Source organism: Microbulbifer maximicatervae (SeqCode) (assembly GCF_052467825.1).
This window is the reverse complement of record NZ_CP174327.1, coordinates 4,031,462-4,053,705: the sequence shown is the minus strand read 5'-3', so window position 1 is coordinate 4,053,705 and position 22,244 is coordinate 4,031,462. Positions and strand designations below refer to the sequence as shown.

The 22,244-nt window shown below is 47.0% G+C and carries 14 protein-coding genes; 8 read left to right on the top strand and 6 right to left on the bottom strand.

The genetic code is table 11. From position 1 onward, the window contains the following. Window positions 1–71: 71 nt before the first annotated feature. From ACJJII_RS18110 to ACJJII_RS18100, 3 genes are read left to right on the top strand one after another with little or no spacing between them, the layout of a single operon-like run. The gene (locus ACJJII_RS18110) at window positions 72–959 is read left to right on the top strand and encodes an ABC transporter ATP-binding protein (protein ID WP_282932862.1); all 888 of its coding nucleotides are present in this window, start codon (window positions 72–74) and stop codon (window positions 957–959) included. Then, window positions 956–4,366 (top strand): ABC transporter permease, encoded by a 3,411-nt coding sequence (locus ACJJII_RS18105; RefSeq protein ID WP_444917205.1) that lies wholly within the window; start codon window positions 956–958, stop codon window positions 4,364–4,366. Before ACJJII_RS18110 ends, ACJJII_RS18105 begins: the two co-directional genes overlap by 4 nt. A 31-nt stretch (window positions 4,367–4,397) precedes the next feature. Further along, the gene (locus ACJJII_RS18100; protein WP_444917204.1) at window positions 4,398–6,542 is read left to right on the top strand and encodes a TonB-dependent receptor; all 2,145 of its coding nucleotides are present in this window, start codon (window positions 4,398–4,400) and stop codon (window positions 6,540–6,542) included. 99 nt (window positions 6,543–6,641) lie between these two features. Here ACJJII_RS18100 and ACJJII_RS18095 read toward each other — a convergent pair whose 3' ends face one another. The 4 genes from ACJJII_RS18095 to ACJJII_RS18080 all read right to left on the bottom strand — a co-directional run bounded on the left by ACJJII_RS18095 (window position 6,642) and on the right by ACJJII_RS18080 (window position 10,195). Next, window positions 6,642–7,325, bottom strand: coding sequence for a VOC family protein (locus ACJJII_RS18095; protein ID WP_444917203.1), 684 nt, complete (start codon window positions 7,323–7,325; stop codon window positions 6,642–6,644). Window positions 7,326–7,616: 291 nt separating this feature from the next. Continuing rightward, window positions 7,617–8,228 carry a hypothetical protein gene (locus tag ACJJII_RS18090; protein WP_444917202.1) on the bottom strand — a complete coding sequence of 204 codons (612 nt, stop codon included), beginning with the start codon at window positions 8,226–8,228 and terminating at the stop codon, window positions 7,617–7,619. Between the two features lie 318 nt (window positions 8,229–8,546). Then, entirely contained in the window at window positions 8,547–9,845 is a 1,299-nt protein-coding gene (locus tag ACJJII_RS18085) for a type II toxin-antitoxin system HipA family toxin (RefSeq protein ID WP_444917201.1), read from the bottom strand. Continuing rightward, entirely contained in the window at window positions 9,839–10,195 is a 357-nt protein-coding gene (locus ACJJII_RS18080; RefSeq protein ID WP_444893934.1) for a helix-turn-helix transcriptional regulator, read from the bottom strand. The genes ACJJII_RS18085 and ACJJII_RS18080 overlap by 7 nt, the downstream gene beginning before the upstream one ends. 830 nt (window positions 10,196–11,025) lie before the next feature. Between ACJJII_RS18080 and ACJJII_RS18075 the strand changes: the two genes are divergently transcribed. Both ACJJII_RS18075 and ACJJII_RS18070 read left to right on the top strand, forming a co-directional pair. Further along, complete coding sequence (locus tag ACJJII_RS18075) at window positions 11,026–13,995, top strand: DUF3857 domain-containing transglutaminase family protein (RefSeq protein WP_444917200.1); 2,970 nt, start codon at window positions 11,026–11,028, stop codon at window positions 13,993–13,995. A 395-nt stretch (window positions 13,996–14,390) separates the two neighbouring features. Continuing rightward, window positions 14,391–14,855: a GNAT family N-acetyltransferase gene (locus ACJJII_RS18070; RefSeq protein ID WP_444917199.1), complete on the top strand. Its 465-nt coding sequence runs from the start codon at window positions 14,391–14,393 to the stop codon at window positions 14,853–14,855. A gap of 120 nt (window positions 14,856–14,975) precedes the next feature. Here ACJJII_RS18070 and ACJJII_RS18065 read toward each other — a convergent pair whose 3' ends face one another. Continuing rightward, the gene (locus tag ACJJII_RS18065) at window positions 14,976–15,509 is read right to left on the bottom strand and encodes a Dps family protein (protein WP_444917198.1); all 534 of its coding nucleotides are present in this window, start codon (window positions 15,507–15,509) and stop codon (window positions 14,976–14,978) included. A 261-nt stretch (window positions 15,510–15,770) separates the two neighbouring features. Between ACJJII_RS18065 and ACJJII_RS18060 the strand changes: the two genes are divergently transcribed. From ACJJII_RS18060 to ACJJII_RS18050, 3 genes are all read left to right on the top strand, one after another. Continuing rightward, window positions 15,771–16,259: a hypothetical protein gene (locus ACJJII_RS18060; protein WP_444917197.1), complete on the top strand. Its 489-nt coding sequence runs from the start codon at window positions 15,771–15,773 to the stop codon at window positions 16,257–16,259. A 615-nt stretch (window positions 16,260–16,874) separates the two neighbouring features. Further along, window positions 16,875–18,929 carry a S8 family peptidase gene (locus ACJJII_RS18055; protein WP_444917196.1) on the top strand — a complete coding sequence of 685 codons (2,055 nt, stop codon included), beginning with the start codon at window positions 16,875–16,877 and terminating at the stop codon, window positions 18,927–18,929. Window positions 18,930–19,516: 587 nt separating this feature from the next. Beyond that, window positions 19,517–20,902: a S8 family peptidase gene (locus ACJJII_RS18050; protein WP_413662043.1), complete on the top strand. Its 1,386-nt coding sequence runs from the start codon at window positions 19,517–19,519 to the stop codon at window positions 20,900–20,902. A 100-nt stretch (window positions 20,903–21,002) separates the two neighbouring features. On the opposite strand, the gene zigA is transcribed toward ACJJII_RS18050, so the two are convergent. Then, window positions 21,003–22,208: a zinc metallochaperone GTPase ZigA gene (gene zigA / locus ACJJII_RS18045; RefSeq protein ID WP_444917195.1), complete on the bottom strand. Its 1,206-nt coding sequence runs from the start codon at window positions 22,206–22,208 to the stop codon at window positions 21,003–21,005. Window positions 22,209–22,244: the final 36 nt, after the last annotated feature.

The window sequence follows — 22,244 nt, the reverse complement described above, 5'->3', positions numbered from 1 at the left end:
TAAGAAAACACGAACAGCACAAAAAAAGTGATTACGGAATTTTTACTTATAAAACGGGGTTAGGAGGAGAGATGCAAAATCAATCAGGGTTGATCATCGAAGGGCTCTTTAAGACATATAAAAATGGGGTGAAGGCGTTAAACGGCGTTAACTTGGAAGTTGGCCCCGGCATGTACGGATTACTTGGGCCTAATGGTGCCGGGAAAAGTAGTTTGATGCGTACCTTGGCTACCCTGCAAACCCCGGACAGTGGTCGGATCATGCTGGATGGTGTGGATGTGCTGGCAAAGCCGGACTTTATGCGCAGTAAACTGGGCTATTTGCCGCAACATATCGGCGCCTATCCTGGAATTGCAGCGCGGTCATTGCTGGAGCGTTTTGCCTGGCTCAAAGGCTTCACTGAAACAAGCGCAAGACGCCGTGAAGTGGATAGGCTATTGGAGCAGGTCAATTTGGCCGATGTAGCCGATCGAGCCGTATCAACCTATTCCGGCGGTATGCTGCGTCGTTTTGGTATTGCCATTGCATTGATTGGCGAGCCGCGCCTGATCATCGTTGACGAGCCAACCGCTGGCCTGGACCCGGCTGAACGCAATCGCTTTCACTGTGTTTTGGCGGATGTCGCGGCGGATGCCATTGTATTGCTCTCTACTCATATTGTTGAAGATATCGAAAACCTGTGCCAGCGCCTGGCCATATTGGCCTCTGGGCGTATTGTTGTTGAGGGCACAGCCCCGGAGGTCACAGACCCTCATATAGGCAAGATGTGGCAAGCACTGATTCCCCGTGGCGAATCACTTCCCGCATCCCTGCACAATATTGCCAGACCCGATGGTACCCAGGTAATCGTACACGGGGAAAAACCCGCAGACTCTCGTTTTACTGCCCACACGCCTCGCCTGGAAGATATTTATCATCTGGCTATTGAGCAGGTAAAAGACCAGCGGGAGGCTGCATGAACAAGCTGGCGCTTATTGCCCATGAGGCAAAGCTGGAGATAAGAGCCGGATTTAGCAGCGGCATCGTGGCTTTAGCCTTCTGGGGGCTGGTGATCTACCTGCTTCTGAATTTGGTCAATGCCGACTACATGCAAAAAATGGGGGCCACAGATATTCCCCGGAACTCACCATCACTCATTTACCTGATGGGTGCGGGATGTATGTTCTTTCAGTTTTTTGCCTGGGCCTGGGTTTTCTCGCAGCCTATTTTGCGGGACCGCAAAGCCAGTCTGCATGAAGTGATCTATACAACACCGAATTCCCTGAGCGTAATGCTTTGGGGGCGGTTTCTTGGCGCAGCGGTAATAGGAGCCATATTAAGTGCATCTGCGCTGGTAGGATTTTTGGTCTCGCCGGTATTGGTGTGGATGGGCTTGCTGCCCGAAACAGCGATTGGCCCAGCGCCCTGGAAAGCCCTTGGGTTTGCATGGATCTGGTTACAGATTCCCGCGAGCATCGGTATTGGCGCTCTGTATTTTGTCGCTACGTTGCGAACTCGCAGCCTGGCCGGTCCTTTTGGACTCGCAGCGGCTTTAATGATGCTGTGGATGTTTGCTGTGATCGTTCTTCGGGGTGGCAATATTAATCCGCAGCTGGCTGCGGTAATGGACCCCTCGCTATTTACTTTCGTTTATACGGAGGTTACTTCCTGGACACCTCTGCAAAAATCAACCTCGCTACTGCCGTTTACTTTGGGTTCGGTACTGAATCGAATTCTATGGTGTCTTGTTCCTTTGCTTGCCTTGGCGGCTTGCCTGAAATACTTGCGAAGGGAAACACTGGTACTGGAAGGGGCTGCCAAACCTGCCCGGGCGAAGGCCGCTAAAAAGGCAGCCACTCGCAAGGTTAAAGATTTCTCTCCATCTAAGCCCGATACCGCATCGGTTGGCCGCGCCTTGCGTCAACTCATGCTGGAAGCTCGCTGGAGATTATTTCACGTATGGAGTAGTCGCGCTTGGTGGGTCGGTGTTGCGGTCCTGGTAATAATGGGGGTGGCTAGCTCGTTTACCCAGATCATCTGGCACGCTGAAGGGCCTATGGCACCGCGCTTGGAAATGCTATTGCCGCTTCTCAAGGATGTTATTTTCCTGGTTATTGCTTTTGTAATCGCCGCATTGACTGGCTTGGTGTGCCGCAGGGATCAGGTGCCTGGGTTTGACGACATGCTGTCTGCAACCCCCGCGCCCGACTACACACGATTATTTGGCGTTGCCCTTACCGTATTCGCCATGACGGTGCTGTTGGCCCTGTTGCCGGGTCTATCGGGCATTATTGCTGTGCTTCTCACCGCTCCTGCATCTGTCGATATCGTACAGGCGTTCACTTATCAATTGCTGATAGTGACAGCTCCTTTATTGGAGTTGTCGATGATGGTGCTTTTGGTGCATGCACTGTTCCGCCATGCGGGCTTTGCCTATTCCATGTCAATGTTTGTGACCTTTATTCTGGTCCTCAATCATGAGCTGGAGCTGGTGCATTACCCGCCCTATGAAGTGGGTATCACCGCTCATATTCAACTGTCAGCACTCAGTGGTTGGGAACCCTGGATCGGTTATTTATTGGCCTTGGATGGATTTAAAGTTGCGCTTGCCATATTGATGATCGGCCTGTCTGCTCTTTTGATTCCCCGTGGACTGGATAGCCGCATGTCTCAGGGTTTTGCCCTGATACGTTCACGTCTTATGGCCCCTCAGGGCGCTCTGGTGGCTTGTTCCGCTTTATTTCTTCTCGGTCTCGGTTCTGTATTGGGAGATAGGCTGGTAGTGCAGGGCGGGTATCAATCACCAGAGCAACTCAAACAAGAAGATGCCCTCTGGGAATCTTATTGGCTGCCGAAAGCGAGTGGGTTTGAGGTGTCCGGTGGTGAATTGAATATCAATATCAACCCGGATAACCAAACAGTAGAAGGTGAGTGGTTATTGCATAAAGTTCATGTCGAAGGGCAGGGCTTGCAGTTTGAATTACCCCACGGATTTGTATTGGTTAAGGCCTCAGTGGGCGGGCGTGAAGTCACACCGGATCAACGTTACGACCATATGTCGCTGCCAGTATCAGGCTGCTCTGATCAGGGTTGTAATATCAAACTGTTGTGGCAAATGAAGGCGCCGGGGTGGTCCGCAGAGGGAGAACCCTCAGGGCTGACTGCCAGTGGAGTCTGGTTACAAGCGAGCGATATTGTTCCGCGTATCGGTGTTGACCCCGAGCGTATCTTACGTGTGTCAGCGGAACGTGAAGCACTGGGCTTGAACCCTGAGTTCAGTCTGCCGACTTCGCAACTGGCCACAACCCTTGAGGGCGCGGCCCCATCGGGGGACTGGCGCTGGCAGATCCAAATCCAAAGAGATAATAAAAGTGTCTTTAGTGAGCAGGGCAGTACCCATGGCCCCTTGGATTTCTCCATTCAATGGGCACCCAATACGAAACTAGCGGTATTCGATGGGTTTGATATTTCCCATGATTCCGATCGCTCAAATATGGTTTCTGCCATTGCTAAAGACGTTGGGCAGATGCAGGCCTGCGTGAGCCAGCGGCTGGGTACTGATATCGAAATTAAACGGATTGCCCAATGGCCAAGAGGACTTGGAGAGACACGGGCCAGCGGTAATTTGCTGCAATTGTCCGAGGGGCCTCATTGGGATATTGCCGATGAAGGTACAGGGCGTTGGCTGCGGCGGGTCGATATCGCCCGAGCTTTGGCCCGCCAGCATTTACTGGAAAGTTCGGACATACGACGTATTGCCGGCTCCGCGTGGCTCAGCGATGGAGTTTCCGGAGCGATTGGCCTGCTTTGTGTAGCGGAAATCGACGGCATCGAAGTGCTTGATGATGTGCTGGTTCGATACTCCGATAAGACGACCAGAGACTTGGCTGGCAGTGAGGTACCCGTTGAGCGCTTGAGCACCGCACCGATTTCCGGTTGGACTCGCTACTATGCGCCGGTGGCCGCACTGGACTGGACGCTTCTGCAATCTCCTGAGTCCCTGTCCGCGTTACTCGATGACATCAAGCAGCAGAAGAATATTGAAAATGTACTGAGCGCTTATGTCGGTGAGACACGGACGCAAAATATGCTCGGGGCTCCTCTTTCATCAGCTCTAACGGTCGAGTACCTGGAGTCCGGTCAAATACGCCTGGACGGACAGCGTTGGCGCTGGGAGAAGGGTGGATGGCAACCGGTCGCACAAACGGCCAGCTACCGTTTGCTAGCCGATATCAATGAGTTGGATTCTGAGGTCATCAATGGAAAAACGCTGATTGAGCGTCTGCCCTCGGAGAAAGTTCTAGCGCTGGATATCTGGCCTTCCTATCAGCGGGACCCTGCACAGAATTTACTGGCTGAGAGTTCTGAAGTATCGAATATCAATTAATAGCCTAAGTAATAGAAAGGAAATTCAATTTATGCTCAGCTTAAACCTTGATAAGAAAGTACTTGCGAAACAAATTTCGCTAATATCGGCAAGTCTGCTATACGCTTCCGGAGCCTACTCTGCGGCGGAAGGAGCGGAAAAGGAGAGTTCTTCCGAAACAGAAATGGAAGTCGTTGAAGTTACTGCCCGGCTTACAAAAGAGAAAGCCAAGGATGTTCCCTTCAGCTTGAGTGTTGTTAGCGAAGAGGATTTGAAAAACCGATTGCTGCTCAATTTTGAAGATGCATTGCGCAGTGCACCTGGAGTAGATGTTTATTCTTCCAGTGGTGCGGTGGATGCAAATATCCGTATTCGCGGGGTTGGTTCACTGACTCAGGTAAATAAGGATGATGGCTCCGTTGTAGTGAACCTTGATGGCGTATCTATGCCTGCGGGAAATGTGTCCCTTGGGACCCTTGATATCGAAAGACTGGAAATATTAAAGGGGCCTCAAGGGACCTTATTCGGGCGCAACAGTGAAGCTGGCGCTATTAATATTACCACTAACAAGCCAACCGAAGAGTTTGAAGCTTACGGACGTGTAGAGCTCGGAGAGGATAACCAGAGTTTATATCAAACTGTGATCAGCGGCCCATTCTCTGAATCACTCAGTGGCCGAGTAGCCATCCGACATATCAGTGAGGACCATTGGGTTGAGAATACGACTAACGGCGATCCAATGACTGAACCCAAAGACCTGGCTTTCAGAGGTAGTCTGGAATGGGATTTGGGTGCGAAAACATCAGCCTTATTTATTGCTGAGAAGCAACAACAGGAAGGCTTTCTGAACCTTCAGTTATTACAACCTTTCGGTGATGACCCTGGCAGTGAACACACACCAGGAGCTTTTGACGATAATGAAAAAACCGTTGAGCGATTTTCCACTGAAATCAATCACCAATGGGCTAATACTCAACTGACTTCTATCACTGCATTGGTCAACACGGATTTTAGTTACCTAACCGGTTTTGACCAAGAGACTGCCCAAGCAGTGTTCAATTTCCCAATGGAGTATCTTCGTGGCGATAGCCAGGACGAGCAGACTATCAGCCAGGATCTACGCTTGTCCTCATTGCCTGAGGCAACTACATTCTGGGTGATTGGACTCAATCTACAAGAAGGTGAAAGAAGTTTTGACTCAATTGATTTGGTGTCCTTCGCCAATCAATACCGGGATTACGATACTGATAGCCAAGCTATTTACGGTGAGACTACATTACCTGTAACTGATTCCCTGAAATTTACAGCTGGACTACGTTACACCCAAGAGAGTAAGAAGTACGCCGGTGAGTATTCCAGCTACGGTACGGATGGCAATCTCTACGTTTCTCAAGATCAAAGAGATCTGGACGATAGTTATACAACTGGCCGCTTGGCTCTTGGTTATTCGCTGTCCAATTCCACAAATATCTATGCAGTTGCCGCACGAGGCTATAAATCCGGTGGGTTCAATGACTTTGCTTTGCAGTCTGCCGATAGCGTTGCTTACAAGCCCGCAACTGTCGACACCTTCGAGCTAGGCATTAAAAATGAGTCAGACAGTCTGAATATCAGTGGTGCTGTATTCTTTAGCTCAGTGGAAGATGATCATTTGTTAGGCTTTGATTTTGCTTCCTATTCCTCTGCTGCAGTAAATGCAGATACGGAGACATTTGGTGCAGAGCTTGAGGCCGATTGGTTTATAACCGAGCAGTTTAGTATTGCCGGTGGCTTGAGCTTCCTGGATACGGAAATTACAAAAGATGTGTATGGTGTTTCCGGCGGTGACGTTTTGGCCGGTAATGAAGTGCCTGACGTACCCAGCTGGAGTGCTAGCCTGGCATTGAATTACTACCAGCCTCTGCCAGACTTTATGGGGTTAAGCGCACCGGCTCTCAATACTAACTTGACTGTACGCCATGTAGATGAGCGCCCGGCAGATGCACAAAACCACTTTAACCTGGATGCTTACAGCAAGGTGGATCTTCGTGTAGCACTGCAAACGGACTCTATGGAGCTTTATCTGTTTGCTGACAATCTGCTTGATGAGCAGTATCAGTTATATGGCTACACCAATGCGATATTTGCCCCTGATGCCAGAATAGGGGCGCCGGCAAAAGGACGTCGTGCGGGAGTTGGAGTTCTATACCGTCTGTAATGAGATTTCGACAGTTTAGTTAACGACTGTTTTATCTATCTTGATGGTGAGTGGATCAATCTCTGTAGAGATTGATCCACTAAATAGCTCAGAGGCTCTTTAGCTTGCTGGGTTGATTGTACTCCCATGCAATAGAGTCGGGTCCAAATTTTCTCTCAGTCCACTAACCTCTATACCCGTAACTTTGGTTGTAGGCCCGGGCTTGATATTAAATGTGGAATCTTTATCGATTAAACGTTGTACAGTTTTCCAGTCCTGTTCACTGACTTCCATGTGCACTTTACTCAGGCCAGTAGCACCATTTTTATGGTTTGTTTCTTGAGGGTACTGAGGTGGGTTATATGGACTTACAATAAATGGCAGTCGCTCAGAGCGAGGATAAACAAAGCGGAAGCTGGTTTTTTGTCCGTTTGGCTTGGTTCGTTGCCAGGGAATCACTCGCCCGGTTTGAACACCCTCACGCTTCATCGCTGAAAGATCATTATCAAAATCGTCACTGACTAAGGCAACATCACAAAAACCTTCCCCTTCTTGCGACCAACGTATCATCCTACGTCCTGCGCCCCGGCCGGCAAAGAGATCAATAATCCACTTGAAGTATTGAGCATTGGATGGTGATGTTAGTAACTCAATAATCGCTCCCTCACGAAACCAAATATGTGCGTGCTGAGCACTTTTTTCTTTCGTTGCATAATCTACGGTAAAACCCAGCTGGCGAAAATCCTGTACGGCTTGATGAATATCCTTAACCCAGAGTAAAACATGGCTACAGCGTGTTCTCATAAGAGTGCCCTTTGTCTAAAAATAGTGTTGTTTGTTTAGTTTTTATTTTTTAGGCGGCAGTTGTTAGTTAATCATTTTTTGTAGTTGATTTAACCATACCAGAAATTACGATAAGGGTGATTTAACTTTTGCCGAAATTTTAACAATTATGAAAGTAATAGAATCTACTTGGTGATTCTTTCAGGAATTGTATGGGCCGCTAAACAGTGTAGGGGTCAACGCTCCGTAGTGAGAATCGGGTGTCTATTTCTAAAAACACAAAAGATTGATGTGGCTTGGACCGAGCAGAAATTACTCTGAAACCTCAGGTTTGATCCCCACGCAATATTTGGCGGGAACCTCATCTAAGCTAAATGCCTTCATCAGTTTTCTGCTTGCTCCCACATAGGACTCTGCCGTTGCACCTGACCAGTAACCCGTATCACAACTCAGGGAAACACAATCGCCTCCAAAAGTTACAAAAGACTTATCCCGTACAATCTTGCATGTGCATATGGCTTTAAGTGGATTCATCGGGTCGACAATGCAGGGTTGATCCAGGCAATCAGTCCACGGTTTACCTTTGGGGCAGGAAAGTACAGGCTTGGTGGGAGCCTGCGCGAAAGAAAATGTCGATAAGGCTTTTTTGACGTCGTTTGAGTCAGTCACAGGAGTCCGGTTTTTACATTCAGAAAACCCGAAGTTCAACCCCTTATTAACGTCACATCTGCAAATTGCATTTGAATCTGGATTACTGGGATCTGGAATGCATGGGGCAGATGTGCATAGAACATACTCATTATTACAAATGATGCCCTCACTATTCTTGATTGAGTTATGACTATTCTCTTCTGCTGCCGTTTTAGCTCCCATAAAAGCAAGGGAAATCAAAATTATTGTGAATAGAAGTGACAGTTTCATCATGAGCAGCTCTTTTATACGTTAATCGCCAAAATAGAATGTAAGCTGATATTTCTCAGATGAAGACGATTGAAGTGTCGTTTTTTCGATTGGACTTGACTTCATCCCGCTCGATATCTCATGGACTATCAGCCCGTTTACGGTGCCTCTGTTCTATTCGACAAGGGATCTTTGGAGTTAAAAGATACACTGGGGCCGCCGTGGGAGTATGGTTGGGAGGCTGAAGGTTTTAGCGGTAAAATTTGGGATCGAGCCCTGGCTCCATCCTTGGGGCCACAAAAGAAGTGGGTAGCGGATAGGTCAATGACATATAGATAAAATTCAAGTTAGCTTGCGGTGGTTTTGGCCAATTTCAATAGTCCAGCTTTCAGAGACACCGGAGGCTTCAGCGAACTGCTCCCAATTTGCTACCGCACTTGCGACCTGATCAATTATCTCCATTGGGCGCTTAATACTGATGGATTCCCCTAATGTTATTAAGTCATCTAAATTGAAGTGATCACGCTTTCCGTTAATACTTATCTGGTGTTGACTTGTCCAAGCTCCGCCAGGATTGTGGGCATAAGTCAGGTCAAAGGCTGGTGAAAGAGACCATTCTCCGGCTGGGTCCATAAGAAATGCAATATTCTTTGTATGATCATCTTGATTCCTGGCCAATACGTTGAAGACCATACGGCGATATTGCTGAACGGCTTCATTTTTAGGCAGATATAGTTCACGCATTATGCTGAATACTTGCTCATAGGAGTGGGCGCCTGCCATGTTGAAATCCAAGTGCGCAATACCACATAGAGACTGCATATGAAGCTTTTGCCCGTTTACCCGATCAAAGCGCCGCGTCATAAAATGCGCTCGGCCATTTTCCTCCAGTAGCCCGCACTCCGCCATATTGATACCCGCTTCGCGAGCCATATGATAATAGGCGTATTCAACCCGCCCATAGCCATCGCTTGCCCTGAGTTCAAGATCTCCCGCGCCGTCAAATTTTAAAAGCCAGTAGTCATAGCCTTTAGGGGCGGGGACCTGACCAGAGCGAATATCCCCCTTATCATTCATGGCAATAACTGCTTTTGCTCGAGCGCCTCCGGCACTGGTGCCAACGCGCAAAATGTCCAGCAAGGAGCCTGATTTTTCAGTATCACTATGTCCAAATTGCGTATTGAGATCCGTCTGCCTATTGGTAATTGCGGCAGCTAGATTGACTAATTCTTCAACGTTCAGGTCGACAGAGTCTTTGAAGGTGCCGTCCACCGCTGGTTGAAATTCAAGCGCGCCCATGCCACGAGTACCGGTGTAACAGAGTCGCTCAATAGGGTTGAAGCTGTCTGGAGTTCGCCCTTGGCGTGCGAGCCAGGCATCAATCACCGCATTGCCGAATTTGTCAGGCAGGCAATCGGCGAGGAGTCCCGGTAATCCTTTAAATGTTTCCCGACCGAGGCCGCGAAATGTATATGGCTCTTGTGAAGTTTCAATTGGCATGGTTATCGGAGCAATATCCAGCCCCCGACGCAAGAACTCCGGTGCATACTCGAATGAACCATAACCACTGTCACCCCAGTGGACAGCGCCTACCAACTCGCCCCACAAGTGAACTGTTGCGGCATTTGTCTGGCTTACCATTCTGGCTTGCTCCTTTTCTTATTGTTGTTCACGGGCAGAGTATCGCGCTGATTCTGTGAGCTACGGCTGGCTCTCTGCCGTTGCTTGCCTTGAGTAGCAATTTGCATCGGACTTACTGCCGGTTCAGGTAAAAAGTTATCCAATGAATCAAGTTGGCGAAGTACCCTTAGTGCAGCAACAAGGCTATCAAGCCTGCCACGACCAGCCTCCAGCCCTTTAATGGTGGAGGTGGATAGGCCTGCACGCTCAGCCATGTCATCCTGAGTAAGGTTCATTCGTAAGCGGTACTTTTTGAGGCGATTGCCCAGCTTCCCAAGTATTTGCTTATCTGATTGACCGTAAAAGCCCATAATAGTTGCCTTTCCACCCTTTAATTGGGCTTTGTTAAGTTAATGGGTGCTTTTTGATCTATTATAGCCTGCATAGGTCAAAAGTGTTAATAGGTGGGAATATAGCCATTAAGGCTAACTTTAATCGTTTACAGGTGCTTTTTCGGCTGTTATATGTATTAATTCTAATTTCTATAGAGGCTCGCCTTTACCGGAAACCCAACTTCTGCTGGAGATAAGAGAAACACCTGTTCTACATAAGATTTGATGCCATAGGCGGGCGACTACTTTCCTCGGGGATGATTAGGCTCCACTGCTGCTATTAGATTTCTTGCCGTTGCCAAATGGGAACAACTAAGAGGTTTCTATGGAGATTTACATTAGCTACTGCCATGAACAGTGGCCGCAAATTAACTAGAAGCAAATTGTTTCCCTATATTGTTCTATGGGTAAACCAACAGTAGCTGACCGTTACAAAATTTATCCCTGTTAACTCCTAGTTAATAGGAAAGCTTATTTATAAGCTTACTTGTAGTTTGTGGGGGAAGTTTGGTTGTGATTAACTTTTTATAAATCTGAATACCAGTTTTAGTATAGAGAGTGTCAGCTCTTCTAAATCTTATATCTTCTGCTATTTACGTTGTCTTAGGTTCTTAGTTAATGGACTATCGTACAAAAAATATCGGGATAGCTCGCATTGTGACTCCATATTGGACTTTCGAGTGAAAAACGCCTTTACTAAGCTCCTCGTACAAGCAGGTATTGAGTTAATTGGGTTTGCAGTCTAGTTTCACTGGTGCGCATCCATTTCGTATTTGAAAGCCACTCTAAGTATTGTAGAAAAGTAGATAATGAAGAAAAAAATTGATGCGGCTATATCAATAGTATTAGTGATTTGTTCATTGTTGGCCGTAGGCAAGGTTTGGGCAAGGGAAGAAGTTGCTACGTCTCCCATACCAGATTGGGTTACAAAGGTAGTAGTTCCTGAAGTAAATGAGCGGCCTGTGGATAAGATCCAGGATGGGGTTCACTATCTTCTGCTGGACTCCCAGATCAAAGCAGGGGATGAGCCAGGATTTGAATACTTCTTTCGAATGGCTGAATACATTATTAACCCTGAAGGGGTTGATGAAAGCTCACAGATAAGTATTGATTATGACCCAGAGTATCAAAAGGTTACATTACATACTCTTAATGTGATCCGCGATGGACAGGTTTTAAATAAACTCAATACTGCGCGAATAGATCATATTCGGCGCGAAGAGGAGATGGATGAGTCAGTCTACCATGGTCAATTAACACTCAATATTTTGTTAGACGATATCAGGGTGGGTGATGTTGTAGAGTATAGCTACACGCGTTCGGGGGTGAATCCTGTTTATCAGGGGATATTTGCATATAGCTCCAGTCTGAATTGGTCTGTCCCACTTGAGAGACTCTATTTGCGTATATTGTGGGAGAAGCAAACACCTCTCTATAGTTCAATTTTAAATAGCGATTTGGAACTCAAACAAAAAGATCTGGGTGGTGCCAGAGAGTATGTCATCGAGGACAATAAACTTGATCCAGTTAAATCTGACGATGGGACTCCTTCCTGGTTTAGTCCTTGGGGCGCTATTTACTTTAGTGAACAGGCAACCTGGGAAGCTGTTGGTGTCTGGGGGTTAGGGTTATATCAAGGAGTTTTTAATGTTGATGCGGAGATAGCTAAATTAGTCGCTGACATCAAGTTAAATCACAAAGATAAGAGTTCCCAAATCTCTGCCGCACTTCGGTTTGTCCAGGAGGAGATACGTTACTTAGGAATAGAGTTGGGGGAAAACTCACACAAGCCCAGGCCAGCTAGCACGACCTTGCAGTATAGATATGGAGATTGTAAAGATAAGACCGTACTGTTTTTAACTCTATTGAAAGAACTTGGAGTTGTTGGCTATCCAGCTCTAGTCAATACCGAAACAAGACTTAAAGATAGAATCCCCAGCGTTAGGTCCTTTGATCATGTTATCAGCTATTTTGAATTTAATGATAAAGAGTATTGGGTAGATCCAACGCGTAGCTATCAACATGGTGACTTGAGGAGTATTTTTCAGCCAGATTATGGAAAAGCATTAGTACTTAGGCCGGGCACTGACGACTTGGTAAATATGGAGCCAGATGCCGCAAAGTATGGAGTATTTGTAAAAGACCAGTTCACAGTACTGGATGATGGACCTGCAACCTTTACAACCACCACTGTAAATTATGGTAAGGATGCCGAAAGGCAGAGGCAGCGTTTAGCCAGCAATGGGCGAGATCAAATCCAGACAGAGTACTTGGACTTCTTTGAAGATTATTACCCCGGTATTGAGGTCACTGCCCTAATTGAGCTTGAAGATGACTCAGAACGCAATATATTCACCTCTCATGAGCAATATAAGCTGGAAAATTTCTGGGAAGATAAACCAGATAGAAAACGCCACGAGGTTGATTTTTATGCAAACATTGTTACCCCTTGGGTATCTAAGCCGGATGACCAGGATAGGCACCATCCGTTGGCTTTATCGTATCCAGAGCATATAGAACAGGTTATTGAAGTTCACTTCAATGGAGATGATTGGTTTTTTGATAGTGAGTATTTTGAAGAAGACAACAGCTTTTTCTATTTCAAAAATGAAGTTTCCTTTCAGGAAGACAGTAAGACGCTTTCTCTGAAATATATATACCGCAGTAAGGTTGATCATGTTAAGCCCAGTGAGTTTCAAGCCTACGTAGAAGCTATCAATAAACTTAATAATCAATTGAGTTACGGTATCTATCAGTCTTATGCAAATACCTCAGGAGGCTCTGAGGGTGAGAGTGGTTTCTTATCACAGTTATCGACCGCTACGTATATCTATATCTATGCAGCAATGTATGTCTTCCTGGTCTTTATGTGGCGTTTTGATCGATGGAAGAATCCAGTAAAGGAAGACACGATTTTTTATCCTGTCTCGCTCGGTAAGCTGACGGCGCTGTGGGTTTTTACATTCGGAATTTTTGGTATTTACTGGTTTTATAGAAACTTCAAATATATCCGGGAGCAGGAACGTAGTGCGATCATGCCGCTCGCTAGAGGTATTTTTAACAAGTTCTGGTACTTCCCCCTTTGGAATAAACTCCGTGAAGATAGTGAAAATCGATATGGTAAATCATATTTGCCAAACAAAGGATTTGCAGTTGTATTGGCCATTACCTTTTTGATCTCACCAGTCTTGGGTAGATATACGGGCTACCCCCTGGTGTTCCAGCTTCTAACCGTGCTAACAGTATTGCCAATGGCAAACTATTTACTGTTTGTGAATGGTGATAAGTCACCAGCGGTAATTGAGGGTTCCAAATGGCGTGCTAGGCATGCTTTGTTAGTGGTGTTGAGCTTGCCTGTGTGTGGGCTGGTGGTCGGTGGAGAGTTTGGTTTTTTAGCTAGCGACAAGGTTGTAGAAGGCAGTGAGATATCAGATAGGGACCTCAAGTTTATGCAGAGAAAGGGGATCCTAAAGGCTACAGATGAGGTAGCATATTTCTATAGTGACGCGCTTCTATTTGTGAGTGAAGATGGCAATGGCTTTACACAACGCCATGTATTTTCCTATTGGAAAGATGGGGATATTTTGGAAAAGGAAATGGCATCTTACGAAGATATTGAGGACCTACAAGTAGACTGGTCCAGTTCATTAGGCGATACCACCACAGTAACTGTTGTCAGAAAAGATGGTAGTGATTTTATACTTTATGTTTCCAATCTTGGGGGGAAGGATAAGGTGTTTATATCCTCTCTGAAAGAGCGGTTGAAAGCTGTTCTATAGGTATGGTTGGGGTCTGCTGGAGCTTAAATTTATAAAATAGCTCCAGCTGTCCTACCTTGAATTTTTTAGACTTGGGATAAGGTAAAATTCATAAATACCTCTTGTACTTTTTCAGTCTTCAGGTTTCATACCTAAAGACTGAAAAAGCCTCTGATGTTGTTCAGGTTCCATTTCTTCAAACTTATGGTGCTATGCGAGCGTTGAGGCTTCATCAATCCCTTCGGCTCTAATGATTTCTATCCATTGGCTCTTTGTGACCATTATTCAATAGAGAGTTGTCCGCTTTCTTTCCTACGCACCCAGCTTGCTGCCAGTAAAAATTGCTGATAGATTCTAAATGTGATCACATTTCAGCTGGGCAAAAATGTAAATAAGTTAAAGGGAAGGGATAGTTTATGGTGAGTCCGATTGTAAGGGCCGGGGCGAAGCAGAGTAGTGAGGTCGCAGGACTGGTAACAAAATTGCTGCAAGCTCTTGTCGGTCATAAGCGCAACATCGATCCAGAGGTCATGGCAGTAACGGCTACGAAGTTACTTTCACAAGATAATGGGTTCCATGCTTTCCTATATTATGCCGATGGAGCTCCAGTGGGCGTTATTACCCTATCAAGGTCTGCTGCTATTTATGCCGGTGGCAACTATGGGGTAATTGAGGAATTGTATGTTGAGCCAGAGTTCCGTTCACAGTTTATTGGTAAGGCTCTTTTGGATGAGGTGATCAGATTTGCGAAGGAAGAGGGCTGGCCACGGTTGGAAGTTAGTACTCCGGAAAGAGAAAACTGGCAACGAACAATTGATTTTTACCTCCGAGAAGGTTTCCTCGAAAATTCGGTCGGGGAAAGGTTGAAGCTGGAATTGTAGCTCTTAACCTGAAAAGGAACAGGTCGCTTTGAAAAAAGAAAGTCGTATAGGCTGAGTTTGATCTGACAGGGTAATTCAAAAAGTAGCGCTGTCTGCCAGATCAAGCTTGGGCCACAGGGCTCAGTGGTGTGTTAAACCAGAGCTGCGACTAGCCTCAAACAAAAACCATGACCGCTTTTCCGCCTGATCAATATACTCTTCCAGCAAGCTTGCTGTAGCAATATCTCTGTGCTCATCACAAAGTTCGTGAACTTTACGCATACTTGCGATCATTTCCCGGTTGTCTTCGCCTAGCTCTAACAACATATCTTGCGGATCTACATACTCGGCATCATTATCTGAAGATCGTTGTAGCTTAGCGATATGGCCAATGGAGCGAAGTGTAGTGCCTCCCAGTTTGCGCACGCGCTCCGCCAGGGCATCAGTCATCTCGAATACTTCCTCGGCTTGATCATCGAAAAGCAAATGATAGTCCCTGAAGTGGGGGCCGCTGACATGCCAGTGAAAGTTCTTGGTCTTCATATATAGGCTGAAAGTATCTGCCAGCAGGGTATTAACGGCGATAGTAATGCTGGCCCTCGCACTCTCACTTAAATCAGACGGGGCGGCTAGCCTGGATTGTGTGCCTACCGCTTCTCCAGTTGCTTTTCTCATATCAAACCTCACAAGTTATAACAAAGGGACAGGTGTGGCAGTCGGTGTCTCCATGGCACTAGATTAGACACCTATATGACGACTAGCCATTCATAAAAGGTTGGAAGCCAGAGAGAACCAGCACATTATTTTTTCATCAGTCTGATACTGGTTGATATATCTCAAGCGTATATGGAGGAGTCTGTTTGAGATATAAAGCGGATCAATCTGATTAGTTCTAAGGCTCTTACGATAGGTAATGTAATTACGGAGAATTTTTAAGTGGTCAGCAGCTTCCGCAAAGACGAGTTATCTAGAGGATTGTGTAACCTTTTGACGGAAGCATATCTAAAGGTAAAAGACCTTGGTTATGATGAGATAGTTACTGAGTTTGACAAGGTTGAATGCACACTTACCCCGCATATTCAAGAATATCCAGATTTAGTATTAGAAACAAAGCGGCGTATCGCTGAAATGAAATTCTTATTGCTCTCAGAGAAAGGCTTATCTTTTGAAGTTATCCAAGGTCTTCACAAGGATGTGCGCGACTTGGGGTATTTAAACATTGATAGCGAAGATACGCCTGAAACAATTTTTTGTCGGCATTGTTTAAACCACAAAAAGTATCCTCTTGCGATTGAAGTGGCTACTGCTCTTAAAAAGAGTGTTCTCTCTGAGCTTGATAGTTCTCGTGACAGCAAAGAGGCCTATGCCTATAAAGCGATAGCCAGGTGTAATCGTATAATTTCACTGGCGAAAGAACACTTATAAAGGTCAAGATATAGCAATTATACAACTCGGAGGGATTAGATTTGCTGCCGATTTGTCAAACGGTGAATGGTTAGCTCAAGTAAGAGGCTGATAACTAGCGCCGATTAAAGTAGTAGATTTTTTCTTTTCTTTCATACTCGCAAGAGCGCCCATCCCTCATTGAATCAACTTACCAGTCATCAAAAGTCATAGTTAAATAAAATATTTTTGATGTGATATAACATTGCTTTATGTTTGAGGGATAAGGCCGTATTTTTTGTCATAAGTGATCTGTTAATCCTCTTTGGTGGTGTCTCCCGTGAACCATTCCACACTTTTTTGCGGAAAAATATTTATTACCTAAGTTTTTTATAGAGATTTAAAACTTGTCATCGCAAGCCACGTGAGTTTCAAGATCTCTATTGAGGACAATATTTTCCAAGTCGTTATACATTTGTACCAATTTGAAACAATGGTACCAATTTCGCTCAAGCTAACTAAATGATCCTAAATTCAGCAGTTTTTGGGCTTTCCCTTTATCGAATTTATTTAGCCATAGTGGGGCGGTTTAGGAGTAGCCAATATCGAATTATTTTTTGGTATTGGGATAAATATAACTTCGGAGAAACCACAATAATGAACTTATCTTTGAAATTTATTTTGCAAAAGACAGCTCTGGCAAGTGCATTTTCGTTACTGTGTACAGCGCCTTTCGCTGCCCATGCAGATGAGGCGAGCAACACACTGCTGACTGATCGCATCATCGTGAAATATAAGGAAAGTGCCAAGGTTGGCCTGGCTTCCACTATGGCAGTGGAAACTGTGGAAAAAGCCTCTCGCCGTGCCGGACACAAAATGAGCCACATGCGTCGTATGGCCACCGGTGCTCAAGTAATGCGCCTCGAAGGCCGCAAAAGCAGAGCCGAAGTAAACGCAATAATTGAGCGCCTGAAACAGGACCCGGACGTGGAATACGCAGAGCCGGATCTAATCATGAAAGCGGTGGCTGCGCCCAATGATCCGAGCTACCTGAGCCAGTGGCACTACTACGAGTCCACTGGCGGATTGAACCTTCCATCAGCCTGGGATACCACTGCGGGTAACGGGGCTGTGGTCGCGGTACTCGATACTGGTTATCGACCCCATGCAGACCTGGCAGCCAACATTTTGCCGGGCTACGACATGATCGACGATACCTTCGTTTCCGTAGATGGCGATGGTCGCGATAGCGATGCCACCGATCCGGGTGATTGGTATAGCTCTGGTACTTGTGGAGATAGCTCCTCAAGCAACAGTAGCTGGCACGGTACCCATGTTGCCGGCACTATCGCTGGCGTTACCAACAATAATCTTGGTATCGCTGGTGTTGCCTATGAGGCCAAGATCGTTCCTGTCCGTGTGCTCGGCCGTTGTGGTGGCTATACGTCAGATATTGCTGACGGGATCATTTGGGGGGCTGGCGGTTCTGTCAGTGGCCTGCCAGCCAATGCGAATCCCGCCGACGTACTCAATCTCAGTCTTGGCGGCAGCGGAAGCTGTGGTACTACTACACAAAATGCCATCGATACTGCCCGCAGTCTCGGTGCCACGGTTGTTGTAGCCGCTGGCAATAGCAATGCTAATGCAAGCCAATTTACTCCTGCCAGTTGTGATGGGGTGATCTCAGTGGCTGCGACTAATCGCAGTGGCGGTCGTGCTTACTACTCTAACTACGGCAATGTAGTAGATGTTGCAGCACCGGGTGGAGCACAGAGCTTCGCCAATGACTCCGACGGCGTCCTCTCTACCTATAACAATGGTGCTACTGACCCAGGCAGTGATAGTTACTATTACATCCAGGGCACCAGTATGGCGGCGCCTCATGTGGCCGGTGCCGCAGCATTGCTCTACTCTGTAGACCCTACCTTGACCCCAGATGAAGTTGAATCAATCCTCACCAGTACCGCACGGAGCTTCCCGGCTTCTTGCAGCAGCTGTGGCTCAGGTATTGTCGATGCAGCAGCGGCCGTAGCCTCGGCCAATGGTGGCGGCGGCGGTGGTGGTGGTGGCGGTAACGACGGTGGTGAACTTGAAAACGGTGTTGCTGAGACGGGTATTGAAGGTAATAGTGGTGAAGAAATTGACTTCACGCTGGATGTACCTGCAAATGCTACAGACTTGTCTTTTGTAATGTCTGGCGGAAGCGGTGATGCTGACCTCTACGTTCGTTACGGTAGCGCACCAACAACCAGCACCTATGATTGCCGGCCCTACACCTCAGGCAATAATGAAACCTGTGATATCGCTAACGTACAGGGAGGGACCTATCACGTCATGGTGCGAGGCTATAGTTCTTTTTCTAACGTTAGCCTCGTAGGCAGCTACACCGCAGGTGGTGGCGGCGGTGGCGGTAGCGACAGTTGGGAAGAGACAAATCTCAGTGGTTCCCGCAACAGCTGGCAGCACTTCACTATCGACGTTGATAGCGGAGCTTCAACACTGAGCGCCGTAATGTCTGGTGGCAGTGGGGATGCAGACCTCTATGTTCGTTTTGGCCAAGAGCCCACCCGCACAGCGTACGATTGTCGTCCTTACGAGTGGGGTAATGATGAAAGCTGCAGCATCAGCAATCCAGACGCAGGTACCTGGTATATCAGTATCCGCGGTTACTCTGACTACTCTGGAGTTTCTTTGAGTGCTAGTACTGAGTAAATGGGCCAACTCCCACTCGACAGGTTCCTGTGGGGTGGGTTGATAGCTGTTCTACTCAAATAATGCCAGTCAGTTAAGCTGACTGGCATTTTCATTTAACACGTTGATCTCCGCAGAATCCTTTCCCAGTTATATTGCCGGCAATATCACCAATTCTGTGATGATCATTTCCATTGCTCGATTAAAGCTCGTTTTATCAGAGTGGATTAACTTCAAGCTCCAGCCTTTTCTTTAAAGTTGATAAATTTCGAAAAGTATTTTGCAGCCTTTCTGTGCACAGTGATTGGAAAGCCCTTAGTTATCTCTATATCGGTGCAAAGACAGATAAATAAGTTTGTTTAGGTGGAGGCTGTCACAAGAATAGAAAGAGGCCGGCAATCACCTAAGAAGGATACATCGGTTGCCACTACTATCCCTGTGGGCAAAATTGAAACACTGGTACTAATTTTGTCTCGATATCCAGCCATGACTTGCTCAGGCATATATCTTGCGTAAAGCCTAACGTGCCCTGTCACAACAGGGACAGTGGTACTAATGGTTAGGATGTTACACCCCGTCGGCTAAATCATCATGGAGAGATAACAATAATGAAGTCACTGTTGAAAAAATCCACTCTAGCAGGTGTGTTTTCACTTCTATGTACAGGCTCCTTCGCCACCCAAATGGATAACCTAAGTAGCTCCCCAACAACTGACCGGATCATTGTGAAATACAAGCAGGATTCCACGATCGGACGGTCAGCGAGCATGACTCAGGAAACTGTGGAGAAAGCCTCTCGCCGTGCGGGCCACAACTTGCGCCACTTGCGGCGCATGGCGACGGGTGCACAAGTCATGCACCTGGGGAGCCGAAAAAGCCAAGCCGAGATCAACCTGATAATCAACCGCCTAAAACAAGACCCCAATATTGAGTACGCTGAGCCCGACTTGATGATGCACCCTATGGCGGTCCCTAATGACCCCAGCTATTACGACCAGTGGCACTACTTTGAAGCTGATGGTGGACTGAATTTGCCCGCAGCCTGGGATATAACTCAGGGGGAGGGCGTGGTAGTAGCAGTTATTGATACCGGTTATCTCGCTCACACAGACCTCATGGACAACTTGCTGCCTGGTTACGACATGATTTCGGATTCCGATATCGCTGTAGATGGGGATGGCCGTGATAGTGATGCCAGTGATCCCGGGGATTGGTATACCGATAGTTACTGCGGAAACCCACTGTATCCCGAATTTGATAGCAGCTGGCATGGCACTCATGTGGCCGGCACCATTGCTGCCGTCACCAACAACAATATGGGTATCGCTGGGATAGCCCATAAAGCAAAAGTGCTCCCCGTTCGAGTACTCGGCCGCTGCGGCGGTTACACATCTGATATTGCTGATGGCATTGTCTGGAGCGCTGGCGGCTCGGTTAGTGGTGCACCAGCCAATGAAACTCCGGCTCAAGTGTTGAACTTGAGCCTGGGGGGCTTTGGCCTCTGTGGAAGCACAACTCAAAGTGCCATCAATACAGCCCGTAGCCTGGGCGCCACAGTTGTTGTTGCCGCAGGTAACTCTGGGCGGAATGCCTTCTGGTTTTCGCCGGCTAACTGTTCAGGAGTCATTACAGTATCCGCGACCAACCGCTCCGGAGGACTTGCTTACTACTCCAACTACGGCAATGTGGTCGATGTCGCTGCCCCCGGAGGTGAAACTAACTCGGTGGAATCCGATGGCGTTCTCTCTACATTAAACAGCGGCGCGCGAACTCCCGGTAGTGATAGCTTCGCTTACTACGCCGGCACCAGCATGGCCGCTCCACATGTTGCCGGTACAGCCGCACTTATATATTCAGTCAAGCCCGATGTTACACCAGATGAGGTTGAATCCATCCTAACCAGTACAGCCCGAAGTTTTACAGGCTCATGTCGGCGCTGTGGGTCAGGCATTGTTGATGCGGCGGCAGCCGTTGAGGCCGCTATAGAGAATTGAACTGTCGAAAGGCGCTAGCTTAATAAAAGACCGACATTTCGTCGGTCTTTTACACTTTCCCACTAAAGGATCTAGTCAAGTACAGGGGTGAGGTTAATATTCATCCTTGTTCCCATGCGGGAAATGGATCATTCAATGTCGCCCAGTATTCTTTGCCTCGTAGCACTTCGTCCTCGCTTAGCAGGCAGTCATCAAGCGCTTTTGTCATGCTGGTTTGATTCAAACTCTGGCCAATAAATACTAGTTCTTGCCGCATATCACCAAAGGGTTCTACCCATTGTTTTTCAATGGAGCTGCGATAATTTTCGTCTGTGGGCCAGTTTTCTTTGGGTATAGCTTTCCAGAACATCCCAGCGAAACCATAGTGGGCAATGCCTCCCGCTTGACTCCATTCGCCTGCAAAATCAGGGCGGGACGCCAGCCAAAAATACCCTTTGGAACGAATTAACTTGCCGTGCCTCTCAGTATTGTGCAGAAATTGATGAAATTTTTCTGGATGGAAGGGTCTACGTGCTTCGTAGCTGAAACTGCTAATGCCATACTCTTCCGTTTCAGGAATATGTTCACCTCGCATCTCTTTAAGCCAACCAGGTGCTTGCTGCGCGCGCTCGAAGTTAAATAAGCCGGTACTTAGAACCTCGTCAATATCGACTTGCCCTTGAGAGACCGGAACTATTTTTGCCTGCGTATTTAGAGTTCGCAGAATGGCCTCTAGGCGCTCAACATCAGAAGGGCCAGCTAAATCTGTTTTACTGATCAGAATGACATCTGCGAACTCGACCTGGTCGATCAGCAAGTCAGTTACACTGCGTTCGTCGTCTTCGCCTAATGATTCACCAGCATCCTGTAAAAATACGGCCTCGTCATAGTCCTTTAAAAAATTGACTGCATCGACCACCGTCACCATTGTGTCCAAACTGGCAACATCAGAGAGAGAAACACCATTTTCGTCGGCAAAAGTGAAGGTTTCTGCAACGGGTAAGGGTTCAGAAATCCCTGTTGATTCAATAACGAGATAATCAAACCGTCCTTCCTGCGCAAGCTTAGTGACTTCCTCCAGAAGGTCTTCCCGCAGAGTGCAGCAAATACAGCCATTACTCATTTCAACAAGCTTCTCCTCACTACGGTTAAGAGAAACTTCGCTCTGTACTTTCGTCGAATCAATATTGATTTCACTCATGTCATTGACGATTACAGCAACTTTTTTGCCTTCGCGATTGTTCAGTATGTGGCTAAGTACGGTAGTTTTACCGGCACCTAGAAAACCTGAAAGGACGGTGACTGGGAGTTTGTTTGTATGTGCCATTAGCCTCTCCGCACTCTGAGTATTCATCCATGTGTA